Consider the following 19,948-nt stretch of genomic DNA (forward strand, 5'->3'; position numbering starts at 1 on the left):
CATGCGCCGCCTGACCGTGGTCGCGATGCTGCTCCTCGCGACTGTCGCCGCCTGCAGCGAGAAGAAGGCACCGGAGCCTGTCGCGTGGACGAAGATCGACGTCGGCCAAGCCGAGCCGGTGACCCTCACGGCACACGACAACCAGTTGCTGATCGGGCTGCGGCACCGCGGCGCCAAGGTCGTCCCCGAGCTCCAGCTCCTCGAGAACGGCACCCGTACGCCGATCGCGGTCAGGCCCAACCCGGCCAGCCCGTACTCGTTCCCAGCGATCTGGTACTCGATCGCGTACGACGGCACGCAGCTCCTTGCGCTTGGTGGGGCGCCCGGCGGCGCGCACTCCAACACCCGCTGGACCGTGTGGACCGGCACGCCGCAGACCGGTCTGACCGAACACCCGCAGAACTTCTTCACGTTCGGCGGCCAGGACGCCGGCGACCTGTACAGCGCGGTCATCACCCCGAGCGGCAGCGCACTCCTCGGCTCGTGGGGCGGTGTGGAGACGGGCAACGACGCGATGGTCTGGCTGCCGCAGAGCGACGGCAAGTGGACGCGGCAAAGCCCGGCGAAGACCGTCCTGCAGAGCACGCCGTCGCTCCTGGTCGGTCCCAGCTCCGGGACGACGCTCGGCGACAGCATCGTGCTCGTCGGCTCACAGGTCCGGCTCGCGCCAGGTGTGGTCGCGCAGGAAGCCGCGGTGTGGCGGTCGACCAAGCTCAACACCGGCTGGAAGCGGATCGTGCTGCCGGATCCGGGCGGACGGAGCCAGGCGATCAGCGCGACCTGCACGAAGGACTGCGTGATCTCCGGGTACGTCGACGGTCAGCTCGCGCTCTGGCAACTCGACGCGTCCGGTACGGCGAAGCGCCTGCAGGGCGTGCCGTCGATCCCGGTCGGGGACAAGGACAAGCTGCCGCCGCCGGTGATCAGCGACGGCAAGATCGTCCAAGTGATTGCCCAGGACAACAAAGTGGAACTGGTGACTGGTCAGGACGGGCACTGGACCGTGCAGGACTCACAAGGTCCGGACGGGACGCCGACCGCCGCCGTACTGCTGCCGGACCACAAGCTCTACCTGATCGCAGGCACCTCGCTCTGGCAGACGACGCTCACCTGAGGCTCAACCGAGCAGACCCGTCACGTACGCCGCCTGACCCGCGTGCTGGGCGCAGTCGTCGATCACGCTCACCAGCCGCACCCCGAGCGTGACCGGCGGGTTCCACCGGCGGTCGACGATCCGGTCCAGGCCCTCGTCGGTCACGGTCTTCAGGAACTCGACCGTGCGCGCGTGGACTGCGTCGTAGTACCCCAGGAGCTGGTCCGCGGAGAGCTTGACCAGGCCGACCTGCTCCGAGGTGTGGGCGTAGCCGGTGTCGGCGGCGTCGAGAGGCAGGCCGAGCCGCTCGAACCAGCCGTCGGAGGTGTAGACCTGCTCATATCCGCCCGCGTGCGCCAGATGGTCGTCCTGCACCCGGGTCAGGTGCCAGACCAGCCAAGCGATCGAGTTGGCCGCGTCCCCGGGCCGGGTCGCGAGCGTCTTGTCGTCCAGGCCGGTCACGATGTCGTGCAGGACCTCCTGGATCCGGCTGTGGCCGTCGAGGAGCACTTCGCTTGTCTTCATACCGGCCACCGTAGTCTTCGGTTCAGACAGTTCTGACGAGAGGGAGCCATCGTGGAATATCGCACTCTCGGCGCGAGCGGCGCCGTCGTCTCGACGTACGCGCTCGGCACCATGACGTTCGGCAACGAGACCGACGAGGCCGGTGCACACGCTCAGCTGGACCGGTACGTCGAGGCCGGCGGGAACTTCGTCGACACCGCGGACGTGTACTCGGCCGGCGTGTCCGAGGAGATCATCGGCCGCTGGCTGGCGAAGACGAGCAGCGACGTCGTACTGGCCACCAAGGGCCGGTTCCCGATGGGTGACGGGCCGAACGACGTCGGCACGTCCCGCCGGCACCTCCGCAAGGCTCTGGACGCGTCGCTGCGAAGGCTCGGCGTCGACCACGTCGACCTGTACCAGTTGCACGCGTGGGATCCGGTCACGCCGCTCGAGGAGACGCTCAGCTTCCTCGAGGACGCCGTACGGTCCGGCAAGATCCTGTACTGCGGCCTGTCGAACTTCACCGGGTGGCAGCTGCAGAAGGCATGTGACCTGATCGCGTACCGCGGGTGGTCGCCGCTGGTGACGCTGCAGCCGCAGTACAACCTGCTCGTCCGTGAGATCGAGTGGGAGATCGTGCCGGCCGCGCAGGAGAACGGGCTCGGTCTGCTGCCGTGGTCGCCGCTCGGTGGTGGCTGGCTGACCGGCAAGTACTCGTTCGACGAGGAGCCGACCGGGAGCACACGGCTCGGAGAGAATCCGGATCGCGGTGTCGAGTCGTGGTACCGCCGCAGCCGCAACCAGCGGGTCCGGGACGTGGTGGACGCGGTCCGCGAGATCGCCGAGGCGCGCGGGATCTCGATGGCGCAGGTCGCACTCGCCTGGCTGGTCGACCGGCCCGCGATGACGTCGGTGATCCTCGGCGCGCGGACGATCGAGCAGCTCGACGACAACCTCGCGGCCGCGGACCTGCACCTCACGGCGGAGGAGACGGCGAAGCTCGACGAGGCGAGTGACCCGGGCGCGGCGGACTACCCGTACGGCGCCCCGGGCGTGGAGCAGCGCGGACGGCTGATCGCGGGCGGTCGCGACTAACGCTCGACAGCAGCTCGGAGGGCGGTGTACGAGGCGACCAACGTACGCCGCTCAGCCGCGAGCAGCGGGTCGTCGCGGTCGCACCCCGCGCGGACCCAGCGGTCGGACAGGTCCATCGCTTCGACCCGCTTCTGTGCAGCTGGCCGGACGGCGTCGCGGTCGGCGCAGTAGACGTACGCGTAGAGGTCTACGAGGGCTGTGACGAGTTCTTCTTCGGTGACCTCTTCCGAGTGTTGGTGGGCCCGGTGGACCCGCCACCATTCCACCTCAAGGCGGGCGGCCTCGACCGGTTCCAGGGACAGGGTGTGGGCGACCAGTTCGTAGAAGTGGCGCATGTAGGCGCGGGCCTCGTCCGGGTGGTTGTCCGGGTACGGCGCCCAGGCTTGGTTGGCGCGTAGTACGTACCAGGCTGCGGCGAGGGTCCGGTGCGGTGGCATGCCGAAGCCGGCTGCGACCATGCCGACGGCGGCGGTGAGGAACTTGGGCCATTCGTGGCGGTAGTACGCGGCCCAGGCGTCGGTCTCGCGGTTGCCGACGAGCACCGGGTCGAAGGACAGTGGTCCTGTTCGCATGATCCCTCCCCCTGAGGAGATCCGATGACCGATGGTAGTCCGATCGCGGACGTTGTCGCGCGGATGCAGCGACGGCTCGACGTGCTGCCCGACGAGCTTGCCCACCGGCGATTCTTCCTCGGTACTTACCTACGTACGACCGAGGCGGTGGGCCGGGCGATCGAGCAGGCACGCTTCGAGGACCCGGAGTGGGTCGAGCGCTGGGACGTCAAGTTCGCCGAGCTCTACCTCCAAGCCCACGACGCGGATCGCGCAGTACGGTCGGAGGAGAACAAGGCCGCGGCGCCGCCGCGCCCTTGGCGGTTGGCGTTCGATGCGTCTCCCAGCCTTCCTGCGCTGGCGCATGTGTTGCTCGGCATCAATGCGCACGTGAACTACGACCTGCCGCAGGCTCTGCTCGCAGTGATCAGTGATGACGACTTCCTGGACAAGCAGCTGATGGATCGGCGGCGACGGGATCACGAGCGGATCGACGGGGTGCTGGCGGAGCGGGTGGGTGCTGAGGACGACGAGCTCGCAGCAAGTAGCGCGAAGAGTCTGCTGGACCGCGTGCTGACTCCACTCAACCGCCTCTCCTCGCAGCGCTTCTTGCGTGAGTCACGCCAGAAGGTCTGGCACAACACCTTTGAACTCCAGCAAGCACGTCTGGACGGCTCCTACGAGAAACGGCTTGCTGAGTTGGAGGTGCTCAGCGCAGCGAAGGTAGCCGACCTCTTACGACCAGGCCAGGTACTACTACGCCTAGCAGTCACAGGCTTCGGCGTAACGCTCCCGCCGGTCTAGCTCGGCAACACGCCCGACCAGATCACACCGATCGCCAGGCACGCCAGAGTGACGATCCCGAACACCCCGACCCACATCAACGCCGGTACGCCCGTCAGCCGCCGCAGCTGGTCAGCGTCCGAACTACGCCCCTGCCCGCGCCGTCGCGAGTGCTGCAACTCCAGCACTGCCCGTGGCGCAGCCAGCAACAAGAACCACGTGAGCAGGTGAGCGAACGCAGTCTGGACCGAAGTAGAACCCCACCACGTAACGCCGAACACAACCGCACCGAACACCAGTACGGACCACAGGCCGAACAGATTCCGGATCTGGAGCAGCAGAATCACCAGAGCGAGCAACAACCCCCACAGCAGCGCAACGGCGTACCCGCGACTGAGTACGAACGCAGCAGCCAGCCCGAACAACGCCGGCCCGGGATAACCCGCCAGCAGTACGGCGATCATCCCGCCGCCGGTCGGCTTGCCCCGCGACACCGTCACACCGGAGGTGTCCGAATGCAGCCGGATTCCCGACAGCTTCCGTCCGACGAGCGCCGCGATCAGTCCGTGCGCGCCTTCGTGCGCGATCGTCACGACCTGCCGCGTGTACTTCCAGATCGGCCGCCACGCGATCAGCAGCAGCGCAACCACGCCCGTCCCGATCACCAGCCGCAACGACGGGTCCGGCTGCACCGATGTGATGTTGCTCCAGAACTCCTTCACCCGCCCATCCTTACAGGCAGACGGTCAACTGCCCGCCGTTGACATCGGTTCGAGCGCGGACGACGGTGGAGGGATCGTGGCCCGGGGAGGGGCTGCCGCACTTTGGGGGCGAGATGTCTCAACCACGCACGATCAAACGGCCCGCGGCCAAACGCGCCGGCACGCGGCGACGCCGGGCCAGGACGGCACAGGCCGTGCTGGACACAGCCGTCGTACCGCTCGCGGACTTCCTCGACACGGCCGGAACTCTGACCCTCGACGAGCGCAAGATCCTTGTGGATCAAGCGCTTCTGCTACTCAGCGAGAACTACGTCCACCTGCCGCTGAAGATCGCGATGCACGCCATCAACCCGGTACAGCACCTCCGGGTGATGCGGGCCCGGATGGAGCGGCAGACGGCCGGCACGATGGAGCCCGAGTGGAGGTTCCACCGGGAGATGTCTGGCATCGTCAACTCGGTCCGCGACCTGCACACCAACTACCTGCTGCCGGCGCCGTTCGCCGGGAAGATCGCGTACCTGCCGTTCATGATCGAGAAGTGCTACGACCCGGACGGCGAGGAGCACTACCTGATCACGCAGACCGTCACCGGCTACGAGGCGACGCAGTTCGGCTCGGGTGCCGAGGTGACGCACTGGAACGGTACGCCGATCGCGCGTGCCGTCGCCCTCAACGGCGAGCGCTTCGCCGGGAGCAACCAGGCCGCCAACCTCGCCCGCGGTCTGGAATCGCTGACGTTGCGCCCTCTCGTCATCCAGGCCCCGCCCGACGAGGACTGGGTGACCCTCACCTACGTCGGCCTCGACGGATCGAACCAGGAACTGCGCGAGCAGTGGAAGGTGACCGGCAACCTGCCGCCGATGACGAACCTGGACGCGGTCAGCGAGACCTCCGCGGCGATGGGCCTCGACCTCGACTCCGACGAGAAGTCCCGCGCGAAGAAGACGCTGTACGTGCGTGACGTCGTCGAACTCGAACGCGGCCAGAGCTCGGCCGAACTCCCGGCGCCCGCGGCGGTCACCGGCGCGGACCTGCCGACGACGATGCCGGGCGTGTTCCGCGCTCGCGAGGTCAGTACGCCGTCCGGGATGTTCGGGCACCTGCGGATCTTCACGTTCAGCGTCACCGATCCGGTCGCGTTCCGGGACGAGTTCGTCCGGCTGGCCGGTGTGCTGCCGCAGAACGGGCTGATCGTCGACGTCCGCGACAACGGCGGCGGGCACATCTACGCGAGCGAGTTCACCCTGCAGACGATGACGCCGCGGCAAATCGCGCCGGAGCCGGTGCAGTTCATCAGTACGCCGCTGAACCTGAAGCTGTGCCGGCGGCACCGGCTCAACCCGTCCGGGATCGACCTCGGCCCGTGGTTCGACTCGCTCGACCTGGCGATCGAGACCGGCGCGCAGTACTCGGCGGCCAAGCCGATCACGCCCGAGGACGGCGCGAACGACATCGGGCAGCAGTACCACGGACCGGTCGTACTGATCACCGACGCCCGGGTCTACTCGGCGACCGACATCTTCACCGCCGGGTTCGCCGACCACGAGATCGGCATCATCCTCGGCGTCGACGACAACACCGGCGCGGGCGGCGCGAACGTCTGGACGCACGGCCTGCTGACCTCCCTGCTGAACGAACCGCCGCCACCTGACGAGACCTCGCCGTACGTCGCGCTGCCGAACGGTGCGAACCTCCGGGTCGCGATCCGCCGCACCCTCCGGGTCGGCAAGCTCGCCGGTACGCCGGTCGAGGACCTCGGCGTGCAACCGCACGAGACGCACCGGATGACAAGGGCCGATCTGCTCGACGGCAACGTCGACCTGCTGAACAAGGCGGGCGCGCTGCTCGCCGCGATGCCGGTCCGGCGGCTCGAACTGAAGACCTCGCTCAGCGGTACGACGCTCACCGTCGCGGTCGATGCCCAAGGCATCGATCGGGTCGACCTGTACCTGGGGGGCCGGCCGATCAGCTCCGAGGACGTGACCGGCCCACTCAGCATCGACATCCTGGACGCCGCCCCCGGCCAGCTCCTCCGCGCCGACGGCTACGAGACCGGCAACCTCGTCGCCTCGCGACGGCAGCTCGTCTAGGGATGCTGACGCATCAGTAGGGCGGTCACCGCGAACAAGACCGCACACGCGACCAGCGCGAGCGGCAATGTACTGAGGCCGGCGATCGCGGAGATCGTCAGACCGCAGACGATCTCCCCGAGGTACTCGAGCTGCGCGAGGAACGAGTGCGTGGTCGCGCGCACGTCGGCCGTCGTACGGGCGTTCACCCAGATCGTGCTGATCACCCGCGTGAGCGGCGTGACGATCCCGTTCAGCAGTACGACGGCAACCCCGCCGAGCACCGGATCGCGCGCACCGGCGAGCAGCAGCATGCTCAGTACGCCGACCACCGACGCCAGCGCGTAGTCCGTCGCCGCGTGCGAACCGTTGATCCGCCCGCTGACGAGCCGCAGGACGACCGCACCGAGGACGAGTCCCACCACGCCGAGCACGGTGAACCAGAGGATCGGGTCCGGCGCCGTCGGTAGGCCGAGGTCGAGGAGCCGCTTCTGCGTCAACCGTCCGGCCGCGTCGGAGGCACCGTTCACCAGGAAGGTCGCGGCGAAGATCAGCAGGATCGCGCGGCTGCGCCGGACCAGCGCGACGCCGCGGCGGAACGTGGTCCAGGACGCCGACCAGCGGGCGGTCCGGGTCGGGACGAAGTTGTGTTCGGTGAAACGGACCGCGATGTAGACCGCGAGCGACATCATCGCCGCGCCGGCGACCACGATCGTGAGGTCCCGCCGGGTGGCCCAGGCGACCAGGCCGAGGACGACCAGGCCGGTCGCGGCACCGGTCAGTTGCGCGCGGGCCGCGCGGGCGAGGACAGAGTTGATCCGGCCGGGGTCGTCGAGTTCGTCGGTGATCAGCGCGACGTCCGATCCGCTCGCGAACGTCCACGAGACACCCCACAGCACCTGCGTCGCGAGCAGCGCTGGGAACGCGGTGACCAGCCCGGTCGTGAGCATCGCCGTACCCATCAGCACCTGTGAGAGCACCAGCGACCACTTGCGGCTGACGGTGTCCGCGACGACACCCGCCGGCACTTCGAACACCAGCGCGAACACACCCTGCACCGAGCCGATCAGCACCAGCTGCGCGGGGGAGAGCCCGGCGTCGACGACCAGGTACACGCTGGTCACCAGCCACCAGCCGTTGTGCAGCACGGCCCGCATCCACGTCCACCGGATGAAGACCTGCTGCATGACGCCGATCCTCCCCGCGTCGGCATACCCGCTGCCAGCGGATTTTCAAGGCGCTGTGAGGAGGTTCATATTCTTCGCAACTATCAGCACATCGCGATAGTTTGGAAAGAACGAACGTTCGGTTTGAGCTGGGGGCAGCATGGCACAGGCGGCGCTGGAGCGGGTGGGGCAACCGGAACTGCCGGAGCTCGGCAGGCACCGGAGCGGGAGCTGGCGGATCGTACGGGAGATCGCGTTGCTCGCGGCCCTGTTCGGTGTCTACAACCTGGGCCGGTTCCTGTCCGCCGAGCACTCGGGATCGGCGTTCCGGCACGCACACGAACTGATTCGCTGGGAGGCGTGGCTCGGCCTCCCGAGCGAGGCCGCGCTGCAGCAGCACGCGCTGCGGATCGACGGCCTCGCCCGGGTCGCGAACCTGTTCTACGCCGGCGTGCACTTCCCGCTCACCGCGGTCGTACTGCTCTGGCTGATGATCCGCCGCCCGGGCGAGTACGGGAAGGCGCGCTGGGCGTTCGCGTCGCTGACCGGGCTGGCGCTGATCGGGCACATGTTCTTCCCGCTCGCACCACCCCGGATGATGCCGGGGTGGGTGGACACGGGCGTGCTGCTCGGTCAGTCGGTGTACGGACCGAGCACGCACTCCGGGATCGCGAACCAGTTCGCCGCGATGCCGAGCCTGCACGTCGGCTGGGCGTTGATGGTCGCGTTGTTCATGATCCGCGCGACCCGTTCACGATGGCGCTGGTTGTGGATCGCACACCCGCTGCTCACGTTCACGGTTGTCGTGGTGACGGCGAACCACTACTGGCTGGACGGCCTGGTCGCGATCGTGCTCGCCATCCCGTTGCTCTTGATCTTCAACAGTTCCTCGTCGCACCGCTCCAGGTACGGCGCCCGGTCCACCACCGACCGCGCGCTCGCGGCGCCGATGTCGAACCACAGCCCGATCAGCTCGAGCCGCCCCTGAGCCTCGGCCCGGCGGACCGACGGGAACGTACGCAGGTTCTCCAGCTGTACGGCGACGTTCGCGACGGACAGCTTGTCCGCGGCCGACAGCTTCACTCCGGTGGCCGGATCGAGGATGTCCGGGTACGTCACCGCCCGGCGGACCGACGGCTCCAGGTGCCGCAGCCAGCTCGCCAGCCCGGATCCTTCCGGTACGTCGGCCGCGAGCGCGGCGGCGGCTGCACCGCACGAGGAATGACCGCAGACCACGATCGAGCGCACGCCGAGGACGTCGACGGCGTACTCGATCGCGGCGTCCACCGAACTGCTGTTGGATCCCTTCGGTGGAACGAGATTCCCGATGTTCCGGACGCAGAATTGGTCGCCCGGGCCGCTCGTCGTGATCATCGTCGGCACGATCCGCGAGTCCGCACAGGTGATGAACAGATGCGCCGGCTGCTGTCCCTCGGCGGCCAGCCGCGCGAGCAATGCCTTCAGTGGTACGTCGTCGAGCTGTTCCGCGACGCCGCCGCGATGGACTTCGACCGAACCGCCGCGCGCGACGTGCCCGCGCCGCCAGTCCTCGATCGCTTCGTACGCGGCGTGGTCGAGATGATCCACGGTCAGCTCGATGCGAACAGCTGCTCCTACAGGGATCGCGCGCAACGTACGCACCAGCGAGGAGACCCCGAGGAACACCATCGCGCCACGGATCCGTACCGTCCACAGGCCGTCCGTCTCGGTCGCGGTCACGGTCGCCCGCGCCAGGCGGTACAGCACGCGGACGAGTGCGAGGACCAGTCCGAGCAGGACGCCTTCGGCCAGTCCCAGTACGCCGACGCCGACGGCGGTCACGACGTACACGAGCAGCTCGTCGTGCCGCTTCAGCGTGCGGATGTGTGCGAGTTGTACGAGACGCAGGCCGGTGACGAGCAGTACGCCGGCCAGCGCGGCCATCGGGATGAGTTCGAGCATCGCCCCGGCCGCGAGGACGAATGCGGCGATCCACAGCCCGTGCATGATCGCGGAAGCGCGGGTGCGCGCACCAGCCGCGACGTTCGTCGACGAGCGCACGATGACGCCGGTGACGGGCATCCCGCCGAGCGCGCCGGAGACCGCGTTCGCGGCGCCCTGGCCGATCAGCTCGCGATCGAGGTTGGTCCGCGCGCCGCGATGAAGCTTGTCAACGGCAACGGCCGACAGCAACGACTCGACACTCGCGACGAGGGCGACCGTGAGTACGGCGGTCGCGATCTCGAGCGGCGTACCCTCGGGCATCGCCGGAAGGATCAGACTCTGCAGCGGGTTGTCCGGCAGGTCGACCCGAGTGACGTCCGGCATGAAGAACGCGGCCAGCGCGGTGACCGCGACGACGGCGACCAGCGGTGCCGGAATCGACTTTAATTTGGGCACTTTCGGCCAGGCGAGCACGACGATGACGGTCAGTACGCCGACCACGACCGAATGGCCGTGATGCGCGACGAGTTGCGCGGGGAGCGCGGTCACGTTCGCGATCAGCGAGCTCTGCGCCTTGCCGCCGAGGACGACGTGCAACTGCTGGACGGCGATCGTGACGCCGATCCCGGCGAGCATACCGTGCACGACCGCGGGTGACAGGGACAGCGCCAGCCGTCCGATCCGGGTGATACCGAGCAGGATCTGCAGGGCGCCGGCCGCGCAGGTGATGGCGGCGGTCGCGGCCCAACCGAACTGGTCGACCAGGCCGGCGACGACAACGGTCAGGCCCGCGGCCGGGCCGCTGACCTGGAGCGGGGAGCCGCCGAGCGCGCCGGCCACCACCCCGCCGACCACCGCGGCTACCAGGCCGGCGATCAGCGGGGCGCCGGACGCGGCGGCGATCCCCAGGGAGAGCGGTACTGCGATCAGGAAGACGACGAGTGAAGCGGGTAGATCATGGTGCAGGAAGTCCTTCCAGGGCAGGCGTTGGCCGGCACTGGGAGGTGAATGGGAAGTGGTCGGCACGAGGGATTCCTCCGGCGTCGGTGCTCAGTGCAACTACATGGGCATCAGGCGTCGAAACTAATAGTGTCGATCTGATCACCTACTGTACTGACCGGATCAAGCCCCAACAACGGATCCAGAAAATTGCTCAGGGCATCGAGTCGAACAGCACCCGCCGCGCGTGGTCGGTGTCGAGGTATTCGCGGACCGCGACGATCACCCCGTCCCGCACGGTGAACACGGCGCCGCAGTTGTTCCGGTAGGCCGCACCGGACCGCGCCGTCGCCTCGGCGGTCCACTCGGCGAACACCTGCTCGCCGTCGGCGATCGCGTTCGTCAGCTTGATCGTCACCGGCGCGTCCGGTGCGAACAGCTGCCCGGCGACCTTGCCGAGGAACTCGTCGACGACCGTGTCCCGGCCCTTCCAGTCACCCGACAACGGCAGGTCGCCCGGGTACGTCCACACCACGTCCGGGGCGAAGCTCGCCCGGATCGTCGGTAGATCGCCGGCCGCGACGGCCTCGACGTACTGGGTGACGACGCTCTTCGGATCCATCGGGGTGTTCTCCTCTTCGATCAGGGTGAGTACGGCGTTGCCGCGGATGCGGCGGTTGCGGAGGTCGTCGACGACCTCGGGGGTCCGGGTCCAGTCCTCGACCCGGCCGAGCTCCGGGTGCAGCCGGCCGGTCGCGACCAGGCGGACGAGGGTCGCGAGGTCGGCCGCGTCGTCGCCTTCGGTGTAGTGGAAGTGTTCCAGGCGGGCGTTCTCGGGTCCGTCGAAGAGGCTGAAGAAGTCGAGCGCGACCGGCTTCCGGCTCGCCTGGCCGAACCAGATCAGCTGCCCGTCGGCCTTCACCTTCGACAGCGCGACCGGGAGGCTGTCGCCGCCGACGGAATCCAGTACGACGTCGTACGGCCCGGCTGCGTCCGCGACGTCGTACACGACCGTGTCGGCACCGAGTTCCCGGAGGCGCTCGCCGCGGGCGGGGGACGACACGACCGCGGTCAGCGAGGCACCGGCGGCGGCCGCGAGTTCGGTGAAGTAGTGGCCGACTCCGCCGGACGCTCCGGTCAGCAGGACGCGCTGTCCGATCACGGCGCCCGCCCGCCGGAGCAGGCGAAGGGCCGTCAGACCGGCGAGCGGCAGAGCGGCGGCTTGCTGGTACGACACCTCGTCGGGGAGTACGGCGACCTGGGTCGGCGGGGCGCTGACGTACTCGGCCCAACCCGAGTCCGGTACGTGTGCCACCACGCGGGATCCGACGGCGGGCCCGCCGTCGACGGTCGCCAGTACCCGGCCGGCGATGTCCTTGCCCGGCCGCCAGTCCGCCGGCGGGTTCTCGAGCTGGAACGTCTCGCCGCGGTTCAGCGAGTACGCCGCGACGTCGATCAGAACCTCGCCGGGACCTTGCTGCACGTCGTCGAGCTCGGTGAGCGCGATCACGTTCGGTCCGGTGGGCAGAAATGCTCTCATGGGGATTGCCTTCCTTGCGTAGACTCACCGACGACGCTACGAATCGTTCGTCGCGGCCGGAAGACAGCACTAATTACTGCCATAGGCACCAAATGGATACAGACCAGGTCAGCAGCAGATGGGATGCCACCAAGGGCGCCTGTCCGACACGTCAGGTGCTCGGGCGGATCGGTGACACCTGGACGATGCTCGTGATCAGCACGCTGGAGAAACACGGCGAGCTGCGGTCCGGTCAGCTCAAGCTGATCGTCGAAGGCATCACCCAGAAGATGCTCACCCAGACCCTGCGGCAGCTCGAGCGGGACGGGGTGGTCCGCCGTACGGTCGTGCCGACGGTGCCGGTGACCGTGACGTATACGCTGACGCCGCTCGGGATGAGCCTGGCGGTGGCGGTCGGGACCCTGCGGACATGGGCGTACGACCACATGGACGAGATCGCGCAGGCCCGCGACGAGTACGACGCCAACACCTGAGGAGACACGTGGAGCTGGAACTGGCCGGGAAGACCGCTGTGGTCACCGGGGCGAGCAAGGGAATCGGTCTGGCCTGTGTCGAGGCCCTGGCCCGGGAGGGTGCCACGGTCGTCGGCATCTCGCGGGATCCGGGCAACCTGGCGAAGGCGCAGGAGGAGCTTGCCGCGAAGGGCCTGAGCTTTCAGGTGGAGGCGGTCGACCTGACCGATCCGGAGGCGACCCGGGCCGCGTTCGAGCGGATCGGCGTACCGGACATCCTGATCAACTGCGCGGGCGCGGCCCGGCGGACGCCGGTGGACGAGCTGGACAGTGCGGCGCTGCACGCGACGATGGACGCCAAGTACTTCACGTACATGCACGCGACCGAGGCGGTCATCCGCGGGATGGCCGAGCGCGGTAGCGGTGCCGTCGTGAACGTCGTCGGTCAGGGTGGCCGGGCGGCGAACCCGCTGCACATCGGTGGCGGCGCGGCCAACGCCGCGCTCATGCTCGCGTCCGTCGGGTATGCGAAGGCGTACGCGGGTCGTGGCGTGCGGGTGAACGTGATCAACCCCGGTACGACCCGCACCGGCCGCGTCGACGAGGGCCTCGAGGCCGCGGTCCGCGCGACCGGGAAGCCGAAGGACGAGCTGCTCGCAGAGATGGTTCAGGACATTCCGATGGGCCGCGTCGGCGAGCCGGAGGAGGTCGCGGACGTGGCGATCTTCCTCGCGTCTCCGCGGGCGAGCTACGTCACCGCCTCGATCATCACGATGGACGGGGCGTCGACTGCGGCGATCTGACGTTCCCGTCGGTCGGTCGCTGGGCCGGGTTCGAGAACGGCGTGATCGGCCGCTCCTGCGGTACGCCGTCGATGGTGATGTCGACGTTCTCGCCGAAGAACGCGATGTGGCCGGCGATGGGGAGGAGCGTCGCGGTCGGGAAGTCGTACGACCAGGCGACGTCCTTCACCGTCGGGATGGACCAGTAGGCGCTCGTTTTGCCTTTGTACGGGCAGGCGGTGACGGTGTCGCTCGGCGTCAGGTGTTCGAGGCGGACGGAGGTACGCGGGAAGTAGTACCGCGGTGGCAGGCCGGTCTCGTAGACGATGACGCACGAAGCCGAGTCGGCCAGGAGCTGGTCGTCGGCGGAGACCGTCAGGTGGCGGGTGGACTTGATCGCGTCGACGCGGGCGTACGGGTTGCGGGGGTGGACGAAGACTTCCTCGTCCTCCTCGAACCAGCTGTCGAGGGCGTCCCATTGGAAGCGGACGCGGTCCTTTGCGACGCCCTCGTCGTACACCCAGGCGTGCCCGGACCCGGCCGTGTGGACGCGGGCCACCCCGTGGGAGAACTCCTTGGTCTCGCCGGTGTCGGTGAGGACGCCGTCGGCGACGTCCGCGAGCGGGACGTAGTACTGCGGGTACGGCGGGAACTCCCAGAGGTAGATCGCGTCGGTCGTGTCGAGGGCGACGCGGTCGTCGAGCAGTGCGCGGATCCGGCGCGGAACGGGTGCGGTGCCGCCGGGTGGGATCAGGGGTTCGGGGTAGTCGCTCATGCACCCAGTAAAACGCGAGGCCGGCCCTGGTGGTGCCGGCCCCGCGGTCTTTGTGGACCTAAACGGTGATCCAGTCGATGTCGGCGATGTAGCCGTTCGGGTTGCTGATCTTCAGCGAGTTGGCGCCCGCGGTGAGCCTGACGGGCAGGTAGGTGGTCTGCGGCGTACCCCAGTCGTTGTCGCCGAGTCCGCTGTAGTTGACCCAGTAGCTGTCAGAGCCGTTGACGGTGAGCATGCTCTGCCGGCTGGTGTCGCCGTCGGTGTAGGCGATCTTCACCAGGTACGTACCGGCCGTCGGCACCGTGATGCCGTTCAGCGTGACGGTCGACGAATAGCCGATGTTGCCGACCTTCGAGCCGCCCGAGCACAGGCTGCAGCCGTTGACGCTCGCCGATCCGGTCAGCGTGCTGGTCGGCGCCTCCGCCTCGTACCGCACCGGTCCGTCGGACGCCGACGTCAGCATCGTCACCGGGGCGCTCGCCGTCGACGGACGGCCGCTCTTCACGGCCTTGACCGTGAACGTGTACTCCGTCTGCGGCAGCAGTCCCGTCACCACGACGTTCGGCGTTGCCGGCGTCGCCACTTGCTTGCCGTTGGCAAACACCTGGTACGACGTGGCGCCGGCGCTCGGCCGCCAGTTCAGGGACACCGTCGTACGGCTGACATCTGTGGCGGTGACGTCCGCCGGGATCGTGACCGGCACGTTCGCGGGCCAGATCTTGTACAGCTTCGACCCGTGCGCGGGCAGTTGCGCGGTGACCGCCCCGGTCACGTCGCGGGTGTTCTGATCCGCCCAGACGTCGCGGACGGTGGCCTTGCCGTCGATCCCGAGCTGGTCGAACCTGCCGGTCACCGTGGCGGGGGAGTCGGCAAGGTTGAACAGGGCAACCGTCGTACTGCCGTCGACGTTCTGTGCGTACCAGACCTGCTGCAGCTGGTCCTGGTTCAGCGGCCGGGCCGGGTTGCCGGACTGGTCGATCGCGATCACCTCGCGGTTCGTCAGCAGCTTCAGGCCGTACGCGTCCAGCTTGGTCAGGTCGTCGCCGGAGAACAACGGCGCGGCGTTGATCGCCCAGAACGTCATGTACGACTGGCGTTCCGCGTCGGTCAGGCCGTCCATCGCGCCGACGCCGACGTCCAGCGCGTCGAGGTTGTTCCAGTGCCCCGGTCCGGCGTCGTCGACCCATTGCGCGACGTCCCACCAGCGCTGCCTCACCGAGCTGTCCCACTTGACGATCGAGTCGCAGTAGCACTCGACGTCGGTGTCGATCCGCCAGCCGTTCGAGTTCTGCTTCCAGACGTCGACGTAGCGGTGGCTGAGCGACCAGGACAGCGTGTACTGCATCGGGCGGCCGGCGTTCTGGACCGCACGCCACCACGCCTCGACGTCGGCGGTGTTGTTGTGGTTCGGGTCGTCCGGCGCACCCTTCCACGAGCCTGGGCCGACGCCGTCCATCTTGATGAAGTCCACGCCCCAGGACGCGAAGAGGTCGACGATCGAGTCGGCGTACTTCTGCGCGCACGGGCTCGCGTAGTTGATCTTGTACGCCGCGTCCCAGCCGTTCGTCTTTCGCAGGTCCGGGTAGACGATGTCGCGGGTGAAACACCCAGGCGCGTCGTAGATCGGCGTGTTGCCGTCCCGGTACACGTCCGTACCGAGGCCGACGGTCGTGTAGATCCCGAACTTCAGGCCGAGCTTGTGGATGTCGTCGCCGACCGCCTTCATCCCGCGCGGGAACCGTTTCGCCATCGCGACCGGGCGGCCGTACTCGTCACCGCCGTCCTGCCACCCGGCGTCGACGTTCACGTACTCGTAGCCGTACGGCTTCAGCTTGGTCGCCAGCGCCTGAGCCTGAGTGAGGATGTTCTGCTCGCTGATGAAGCTGCCGGGGCCGTCGGGGTTCACGCCTGGGTAGTTGGTGGACTGCAGACTCCAGCTGCTCCAGCCCAGGTACGGCTTGGCGGCGATCTGCGGGTAGGTGGGCTTCTGCTGGTCACGGGCCGCGTCGGCCGGGGTGGTTGCGGCTGCGGTCGTCACCAGAGCGACGGCAGCCAGCACGATCGTGGAACGTCTGAAGAACATGAAAACGTCCTCCGGGGGAGGAGTGAGCGGACCCGGCCGAGCCTAGGTGCGCTTAATTTACGCAGTCAAGTATTCAAGCGCTGTGACTTCCTGTGACAGGACTGCCATGGAACCTTGATCAACTTCACGACGGCTCCGGGGCGTCGTACCAGCAGCAGGCCGGCTCGTGAGGACGCCGGCCGACGCAAGAGGGGGTTCCATAGTGAAGGCACGAAAACTCGGCCGGACGGCGGTCGCCGCGGCCGGGGCGGCCGGTCTGGTCGCACTCGCAGCCGCCGGCGCATCGGCGGCCTCGAGTTCCGCTACGGCGGCCCGGCCGCCGCTGAAGCTGGTTGCCGGGAGCATCGACGTCACACTCGACAGCGACCCGGACTACGGCGTCGACCTGGATCTCGGTACGCATCTGGTGGCCGGCAACGGGCCGATCGAGATCCGCGCGACCCGGGCGACGTACGCGTCACCGGTCGTCGCGACGCAGTACGTGAACGGCAAGGCGACCCGGCGGCTGCCGAAGGGGCTCGTCACGAACTTCGGCGGTCTGGGGAAGTTCCTGCACGTCACGATCACCGATGCCAAGGGCAAGAAGGTGCTCGAGAAGGACCAGACCCTCTGCCTGAACGGCGAGGGTTCCCGGACCCGTCCGGACGCGCCGGCCACGTCGCCGTACCCGGACGGCTGTGGGGCCAACCCGTTCACGGTCGGCGCGGTCTGGGGACTGCAGACCGGGTGGTCGACGCGGACGTACGACGACACCGGCGGGCCGGTAAAGCTTGCCATCGGCAAGTACAAGGCGACGGTCACAGTGAACAAGGCGTACCGTGACTTCTTCAAGATTCCCGCGAAGGAGTCGTCGGTCAAGCTGAACCTCACTGTCGAGAAGGCCCAGCAATGCCTCCGCGGGTGCGCCGCGGCCAAGGACCTGGCGGAGAAGTCCGTGGTACTGAAGCCGAACGCGGCCCGTCCGACCGGCAAGGCGAGCGTGCCGAACGGGCCGAAGCCGGACCTGCGGCCGGTCCCCGCGTGGGGGATCATGGTCGCCCGTGGCGACGCGGGTACGCCGGACGCGAACAAGGACTTCCTGCAGTTCTCGGCGACCGTGTGGAACGCCGGTCCGTCGCCGCTCGTGCTGGACGGTTTCCGTCGTCAGGGCAAGGACCTGATGGACGCCTACCAGTACTTCTACGACACGCACGGCAAGCAGGTCGGGTACCACAACACCGGCACCCTGGAGTGGGATGGCCGGCCCGGCCACAACCACTGGCACTTCACCGACTTCGCGCGGTACAGCCTGCTGAACGCGAAGCAGACCGAGGTCGTCCGTAGCCAGAAGGAAGCATTCTGCCTGGCCGCGACGGACTCGATCGACTACACGGTGAAGAACGCGAACTGGCACCCGTACAACACCGATCTGCACACCGCGTGCGGCGACCACGGCTCGCTGTCGGTCCGTGAGGTCCTCGATGTCGGGTCCGGCGACACGTACGAGCAGACGCTGCCCGGCCAGTCGTTCGACATCACCAACCTGGCCAACGGCACGTACTACGTCCAGGTCACCGCCAACCCGGAGCACCGGCTGTACGAGTCCAGCACGACCAACAACGTCGCGCTGCGCAAGGTGATCCTCGGCGGCACGTTGCACCACCGCACCGTCAAGGTGCTCCCGGTCGGCGTCATCAACATCCCCTGATGCCGCCACCGCCGGCCCGCCCGCCGGCACGCTCGCGCCCCCGGCCACGATCCAGCCGGGGGCGCGAGCCTCTCTCAGCTTGTTCCAAGCGGGCCTTGCCTATCGTCGAGGTGACCGGAAGGAGGATCGGTGATCGCGGTACGACGATGGCCGGCTGCCGGTCTGTTGCTGCTGGCAACTGCTTGCAGTGCACATCCGGCAGCAGCGTCCCAGCGCCCGGCCTCGCCGACCTCCTTGCAAACCGCAAAGCCGCAGGTTCGCAGGTCAGCTGTCGTGGCGGAGAACGCGAAGCGCGGTACGACGGCCTGGCGGATCGACACCCGGCGGATCGCCGGGCCGCTCGAACTCGCCGGGTACGCCGATCACGTCAGCGTCCGGAGCGGTCAGCCGTTCCGGTTGTTCGTGACGTCGGCCGCAGGTGCCTTCACGGTGCGGGCGTTCCGGATCGGCTGGTACCGCGGGACCGGCGGACGGCTCGTGTGGACTTCGGCGAGCGTTCCGGGACGGGTGCAGCCCGCAGCCGTGGTACGGCCGTCCGACCATCTCGTCAGCACCGCTTGGCGGCCGTCGTTGACCGTGCCGACGACCGCTTGGCCGGCCGGTGCGTATCTGTTGCTGCTGACGGCGGCCGACGGAAAGCAGAAGTACGTCCCGCTGACCGTCCGTTCGGACTCGGCGCGGGACACGGTCGTGATCGTCGACGCCGTCAACACGTACGAGGCCTACAACCAGTGGGGTGGGTACTCGCTCTACAACGGCCCCGACAAGTCGTTCGCGTCGCGGGCGCACCGGGTCAGCTTCGACCGCCCGTACGACGGGAACGGCGCGCGGACCCTGGTGCAGTCCGAGCTGCCGCTGATCCAGCTGGCGGAGCGGAGCGGCGTACGGCTCGCGTACCTGACCAGCGTCGACCTGGCGACCGACCCGAACGCGCTCGCCGGCGCGCGCGGGATGGTGTCGCCCGGCCACGACGAGTACTGGACCGTCGCGATGCGCGCCGCTGCCACGAAGGCGCGCGACGCCGGTACGAACCTCGCGTTCCTCGGTGCCAACGCCGAATACTGGCGGGTGCGCTACGAGTCCGGTGGCCGGGTGCTGGTCGGCTACAAGGACGCGACCCTGGACCCGCTTCGCAATCGCCCGGACACCACCGCGAAGTGGCGGAGCAAGCCGTACCCGCGGCCGGAGAACTCGCTGACCGGCATGCTCTACGAGTGCTTCCCGGCCGTCGGCTCGTTCACCGTCCGCGATCCGGGCTTCTTCCTGTACGCCGGAACCGGCGCGACGAAGGGCTCGACGTATCCGGGCCTCACCGCCACCGAGGTCGACCGCGCCTACCCGATCGCGGGCACACCGAAGAACCTCCAGGTGGTGGCGCACTCACCGGTGTCCTGCGGCCCGTCGATCCACACCTACTCCGACGCCACCTACTACACGGCACCGTCAGGCGCGGGTGTCTTCGACACCGGTTCGATGAATTGGGTCCCGTCCCTGCACGGCCCGAACTCCGAACACGCAGTGACCGCGCGGGAGGTCGCGTTCGCCCGCACCGTCACGCTGAACCTGATCCGCGCGATGGCCGCCGGACCGATGGGTCGTACGCACCCCGCCCGAGCAGACCTGGCCACGCTGGGCGCCCCGGCCTCCACGTCCACCGGATCGGGTGGATCCGTCGGCTGATCCCCGGTCTTTTCACCACCGTGATGTGAGGTCTTGACCGCGGTTCTTGTGGTGACTACCTTCGAGGCACCCGGTGCGGGAAATCGATTTCTCCCGCCCCG

At 68.4% G+C, this 19,948-nt stretch carries 16 protein-coding genes and 1 pseudogene; 9 read left to right on the forward strand and 8 right to left on the reverse strand.

Annotation, left to right across the window (positions count from 1 at the left end):
* The first annotated feature begins 1 nt into the window (after position 1).
* Entirely contained in the window at positions 2-1,114 is a 1,113-nt protein-coding gene (locus ACZ5BU_RS31545) for a hypothetical protein (RefSeq protein ID WP_465704082.1), read from the forward strand.
* A gap of 3 nt (positions 1,115-1,117) precedes the next feature.
* Here the strand turns inward: ACZ5BU_RS31545 and ACZ5BU_RS31550 are convergent, their stop codons facing one another.
* On the reverse strand, positions 1,118-1,618 hold the full coding sequence (locus ACZ5BU_RS31550) for a mycothiol transferase (RefSeq protein ID WP_465704083.1): 501 nt from the start codon (positions 1,616-1,618) through the stop codon (positions 1,118-1,120).
* A gap of 51 nt (positions 1,619-1,669) precedes the next feature.
* Between ACZ5BU_RS31550 and ACZ5BU_RS31555 the strand changes: the two genes are divergently transcribed.
* Positions 1,670-2,695 carry an aldo/keto reductase gene (locus ACZ5BU_RS31555; RefSeq protein WP_465704084.1) on the forward strand — a complete coding sequence of 342 codons (1,026 nt, stop codon included), beginning with the start codon at positions 1,670-1,672 and terminating at the stop codon, positions 2,693-2,695.
* On the opposite strand, the gene ACZ5BU_RS31560 is transcribed toward ACZ5BU_RS31555, so the two are convergent.
* On the reverse strand, positions 2,692-3,267 hold the full coding sequence (locus tag ACZ5BU_RS31560; protein ID WP_465704085.1) for a hypothetical protein: 576 nt from the start codon (positions 3,265-3,267) through the stop codon (positions 2,692-2,694). The two genes, ACZ5BU_RS31555 and ACZ5BU_RS31560, sit on opposite strands and share 4 nt — an antisense overlap.
* Positions 3,268-3,291: 24 nt before the next feature.
* Between ACZ5BU_RS31560 and ACZ5BU_RS31565 the strand changes: the two genes are divergently transcribed.
* Positions 3,292-4,050, forward strand: a complete 759-nt coding sequence (locus tag ACZ5BU_RS31565) for a DUF5995 family protein (protein WP_465704086.1) — start codon at positions 3,292-3,294, stop codon at positions 4,048-4,050.
* On the opposite strand, the gene ACZ5BU_RS31570 is transcribed toward ACZ5BU_RS31565, so the two are convergent.
* Positions 4,047-4,751: a M50 family metallopeptidase gene (locus ACZ5BU_RS31570; protein ID WP_465704087.1), complete on the reverse strand. Its 705-nt coding sequence runs from the start codon at positions 4,749-4,751 to the stop codon at positions 4,047-4,049. The two genes, ACZ5BU_RS31565 and ACZ5BU_RS31570, sit on opposite strands and share 4 nt — an antisense overlap.
* 194 nt (positions 4,752-4,945) lie before the next feature.
* Between ACZ5BU_RS31570 and ACZ5BU_RS31575 the strand changes: the two genes are divergently transcribed.
* On the forward strand, positions 4,946-6,841 hold the full coding sequence (locus ACZ5BU_RS31575) for a S41 family peptidase (protein WP_465704088.1): 1,896 nt from the start codon (positions 4,946-4,948) through the stop codon (positions 6,839-6,841).
* Here the strand turns inward: ACZ5BU_RS31575 and ACZ5BU_RS31580 are convergent.
* On the reverse strand, positions 6,838-8,007 hold the full coding sequence (locus ACZ5BU_RS31580) for an MFS transporter (protein ID WP_465704089.1): 1,170 nt from the start codon (positions 8,005-8,007) through the stop codon (positions 6,838-6,840). The genes ACZ5BU_RS31575 and ACZ5BU_RS31580 overlap by 4 nt on opposite strands.
* A gap of 139 nt (positions 8,008-8,146) precedes the next feature.
* On the opposite strand from ACZ5BU_RS31580, the gene ACZ5BU_RS31585 reads away from it, so the two are divergent.
* Positions 8,147-8,974, forward strand: coding sequence for a phosphatase PAP2 family protein (locus ACZ5BU_RS31585; RefSeq protein ID WP_465704090.1), 828 nt, complete (start codon positions 8,147-8,149; stop codon positions 8,972-8,974).
* 14 nt (positions 8,975-8,988) lie between these two features.
* On the opposite strand, the pseudogene ACZ5BU_RS31590 reads toward ACZ5BU_RS31585, so the two are convergent.
* Together ACZ5BU_RS31590 and ACZ5BU_RS31595 are read right to left on the reverse strand one after the other, a co-directional pair.
* Positions 8,989-10,935: pseudogene (locus ACZ5BU_RS31590) on the reverse strand (bifunctional SulP family inorganic anion transporter/carbonic anhydrase); the annotation flags it as partial.
* A 127-nt stretch (positions 10,936-11,062) separates the two neighbouring features.
* Positions 11,063-12,388, reverse strand: coding sequence for a nuclear transport factor 2 family protein (locus tag ACZ5BU_RS31595; protein WP_465704091.1), 1,326 nt, complete (start codon positions 12,386-12,388; stop codon positions 11,063-11,065).
* Positions 12,389-12,480: 92 nt separating this feature from the next.
* Between ACZ5BU_RS31595 and ACZ5BU_RS31600 the strand changes: the two genes are divergently transcribed.
* The gene (locus ACZ5BU_RS31600; protein WP_465704092.1) at positions 12,481-12,861 is read left to right on the forward strand and encodes a winged helix-turn-helix transcriptional regulator; all 381 of its coding nucleotides are present in this window, start codon (positions 12,481-12,483) and stop codon (positions 12,859-12,861) included.
* Positions 12,862-12,869: 8 nt separating this feature from the next.
* The gene (locus ACZ5BU_RS31605; RefSeq protein ID WP_465704093.1) at positions 12,870-13,643 is read left to right on the forward strand and encodes an SDR family NAD(P)-dependent oxidoreductase; all 774 of its coding nucleotides are present in this window, start codon (positions 12,870-12,872) and stop codon (positions 13,641-13,643) included.
* Here the strand turns inward: ACZ5BU_RS31605 and ACZ5BU_RS31610 are convergent.
* Positions 13,609-14,397 carry a DUF427 domain-containing protein gene (locus ACZ5BU_RS31610; protein ID WP_465704094.1) on the reverse strand — a complete coding sequence of 263 codons (789 nt, stop codon included), beginning with the start codon at positions 14,395-14,397 and terminating at the stop codon, positions 13,609-13,611. The genes ACZ5BU_RS31605 and ACZ5BU_RS31610 overlap by 35 nt on opposite strands.
* A 58-nt stretch (positions 14,398-14,455) precedes the next feature.
* Positions 14,456-16,480 (reverse strand): fibronectin type III domain-containing protein, encoded by a 2,025-nt coding sequence (locus ACZ5BU_RS31615; RefSeq protein WP_465704095.1) that lies wholly within the window; start codon positions 16,478-16,480, stop codon positions 14,456-14,458.
* A gap of 202 nt (positions 16,481-16,682) precedes the next feature.
* Between ACZ5BU_RS31615 and ACZ5BU_RS31620 the strand changes: the two genes are divergently transcribed.
* Both ACZ5BU_RS31620 and ACZ5BU_RS31625 read left to right on the forward strand, forming a co-directional pair.
* Positions 16,683-18,167, forward strand: a complete 1,485-nt coding sequence (locus ACZ5BU_RS31620; protein WP_465704096.1) for a lysyl oxidase family protein — start codon at positions 16,683-16,685, stop codon at positions 18,165-18,167.
* 273 nt (positions 18,168-18,440) lie between these two features.
* On the forward strand, positions 18,441-19,847 hold the full coding sequence (locus ACZ5BU_RS31625; protein WP_465704097.1) for a N,N-dimethylformamidase beta subunit family domain-containing protein: 1,407 nt from the start codon (positions 18,441-18,443) through the stop codon (positions 19,845-19,847).
* Positions 19,848-19,948 lie beyond the last annotated feature (101 nt).

Source organism: Kribbella sp. NPDC031520, from assembly GCF_055580825.1.

Coding starts and splice junctions, on each gene's coding strand:
- ACZ5BU_RS31545 (WP_465704082.1), top strand. CDS start 2: ATGCGCCGCCTGACCGTGGTCGCGATGCTGCTCCTCGCGACTGTCGCC.
- ACZ5BU_RS31550 (WP_465704083.1), bottom strand. CDS start 1,618: ATGAAGACAAGCGAAGTGCTCCTCGACGGCCACAGCCGGATCCAGGAG.
- ACZ5BU_RS31560 (WP_465704085.1), bottom strand. CDS start 3,267: ATGCGAACAGGACCACTGTCCTTCGACCCGGTGCTCGTCGGCAACCGC.
- ACZ5BU_RS31565 (WP_465704086.1), top strand. CDS start 3,292: ATGACCGATGGTAGTCCGATCGCGGACGTTGTCGCGCGGATGCAGCGA.
- ACZ5BU_RS31580 (WP_465704089.1), bottom strand. CDS start 8,007: ATGCAGCAGGTCTTCATCCGGTGGACGTGGATGCGGGCCGTGCTGCAC.
- ACZ5BU_RS31585 (WP_465704090.1), top strand. CDS start 8,147: ATGGCACAGGCGGCGCTGGAGCGGGTGGGGCAACCGGAACTGCCGGAG.
- ACZ5BU_RS31595 (WP_465704091.1), bottom strand. CDS start 12,388: ATGAGAGCATTTCTGCCCACCGGACCGAACGTGATCGCGCTCACCGAG.
- ACZ5BU_RS31600 (WP_465704092.1), top strand. CDS start 12,481: ATGGATACAGACCAGGTCAGCAGCAGATGGGATGCCACCAAGGGCGCC.
- ACZ5BU_RS31610 (WP_465704094.1), bottom strand. CDS start 14,397: ATGAGCGACTACCCCGAACCCCTGATCCCACCCGGCGGCACCGCACCC.
- ACZ5BU_RS31615 (WP_465704095.1), bottom strand. CDS start 16,480: ATGTTCTTCAGACGTTCCACGATCGTGCTGGCTGCCGTCGCTCTGGTG.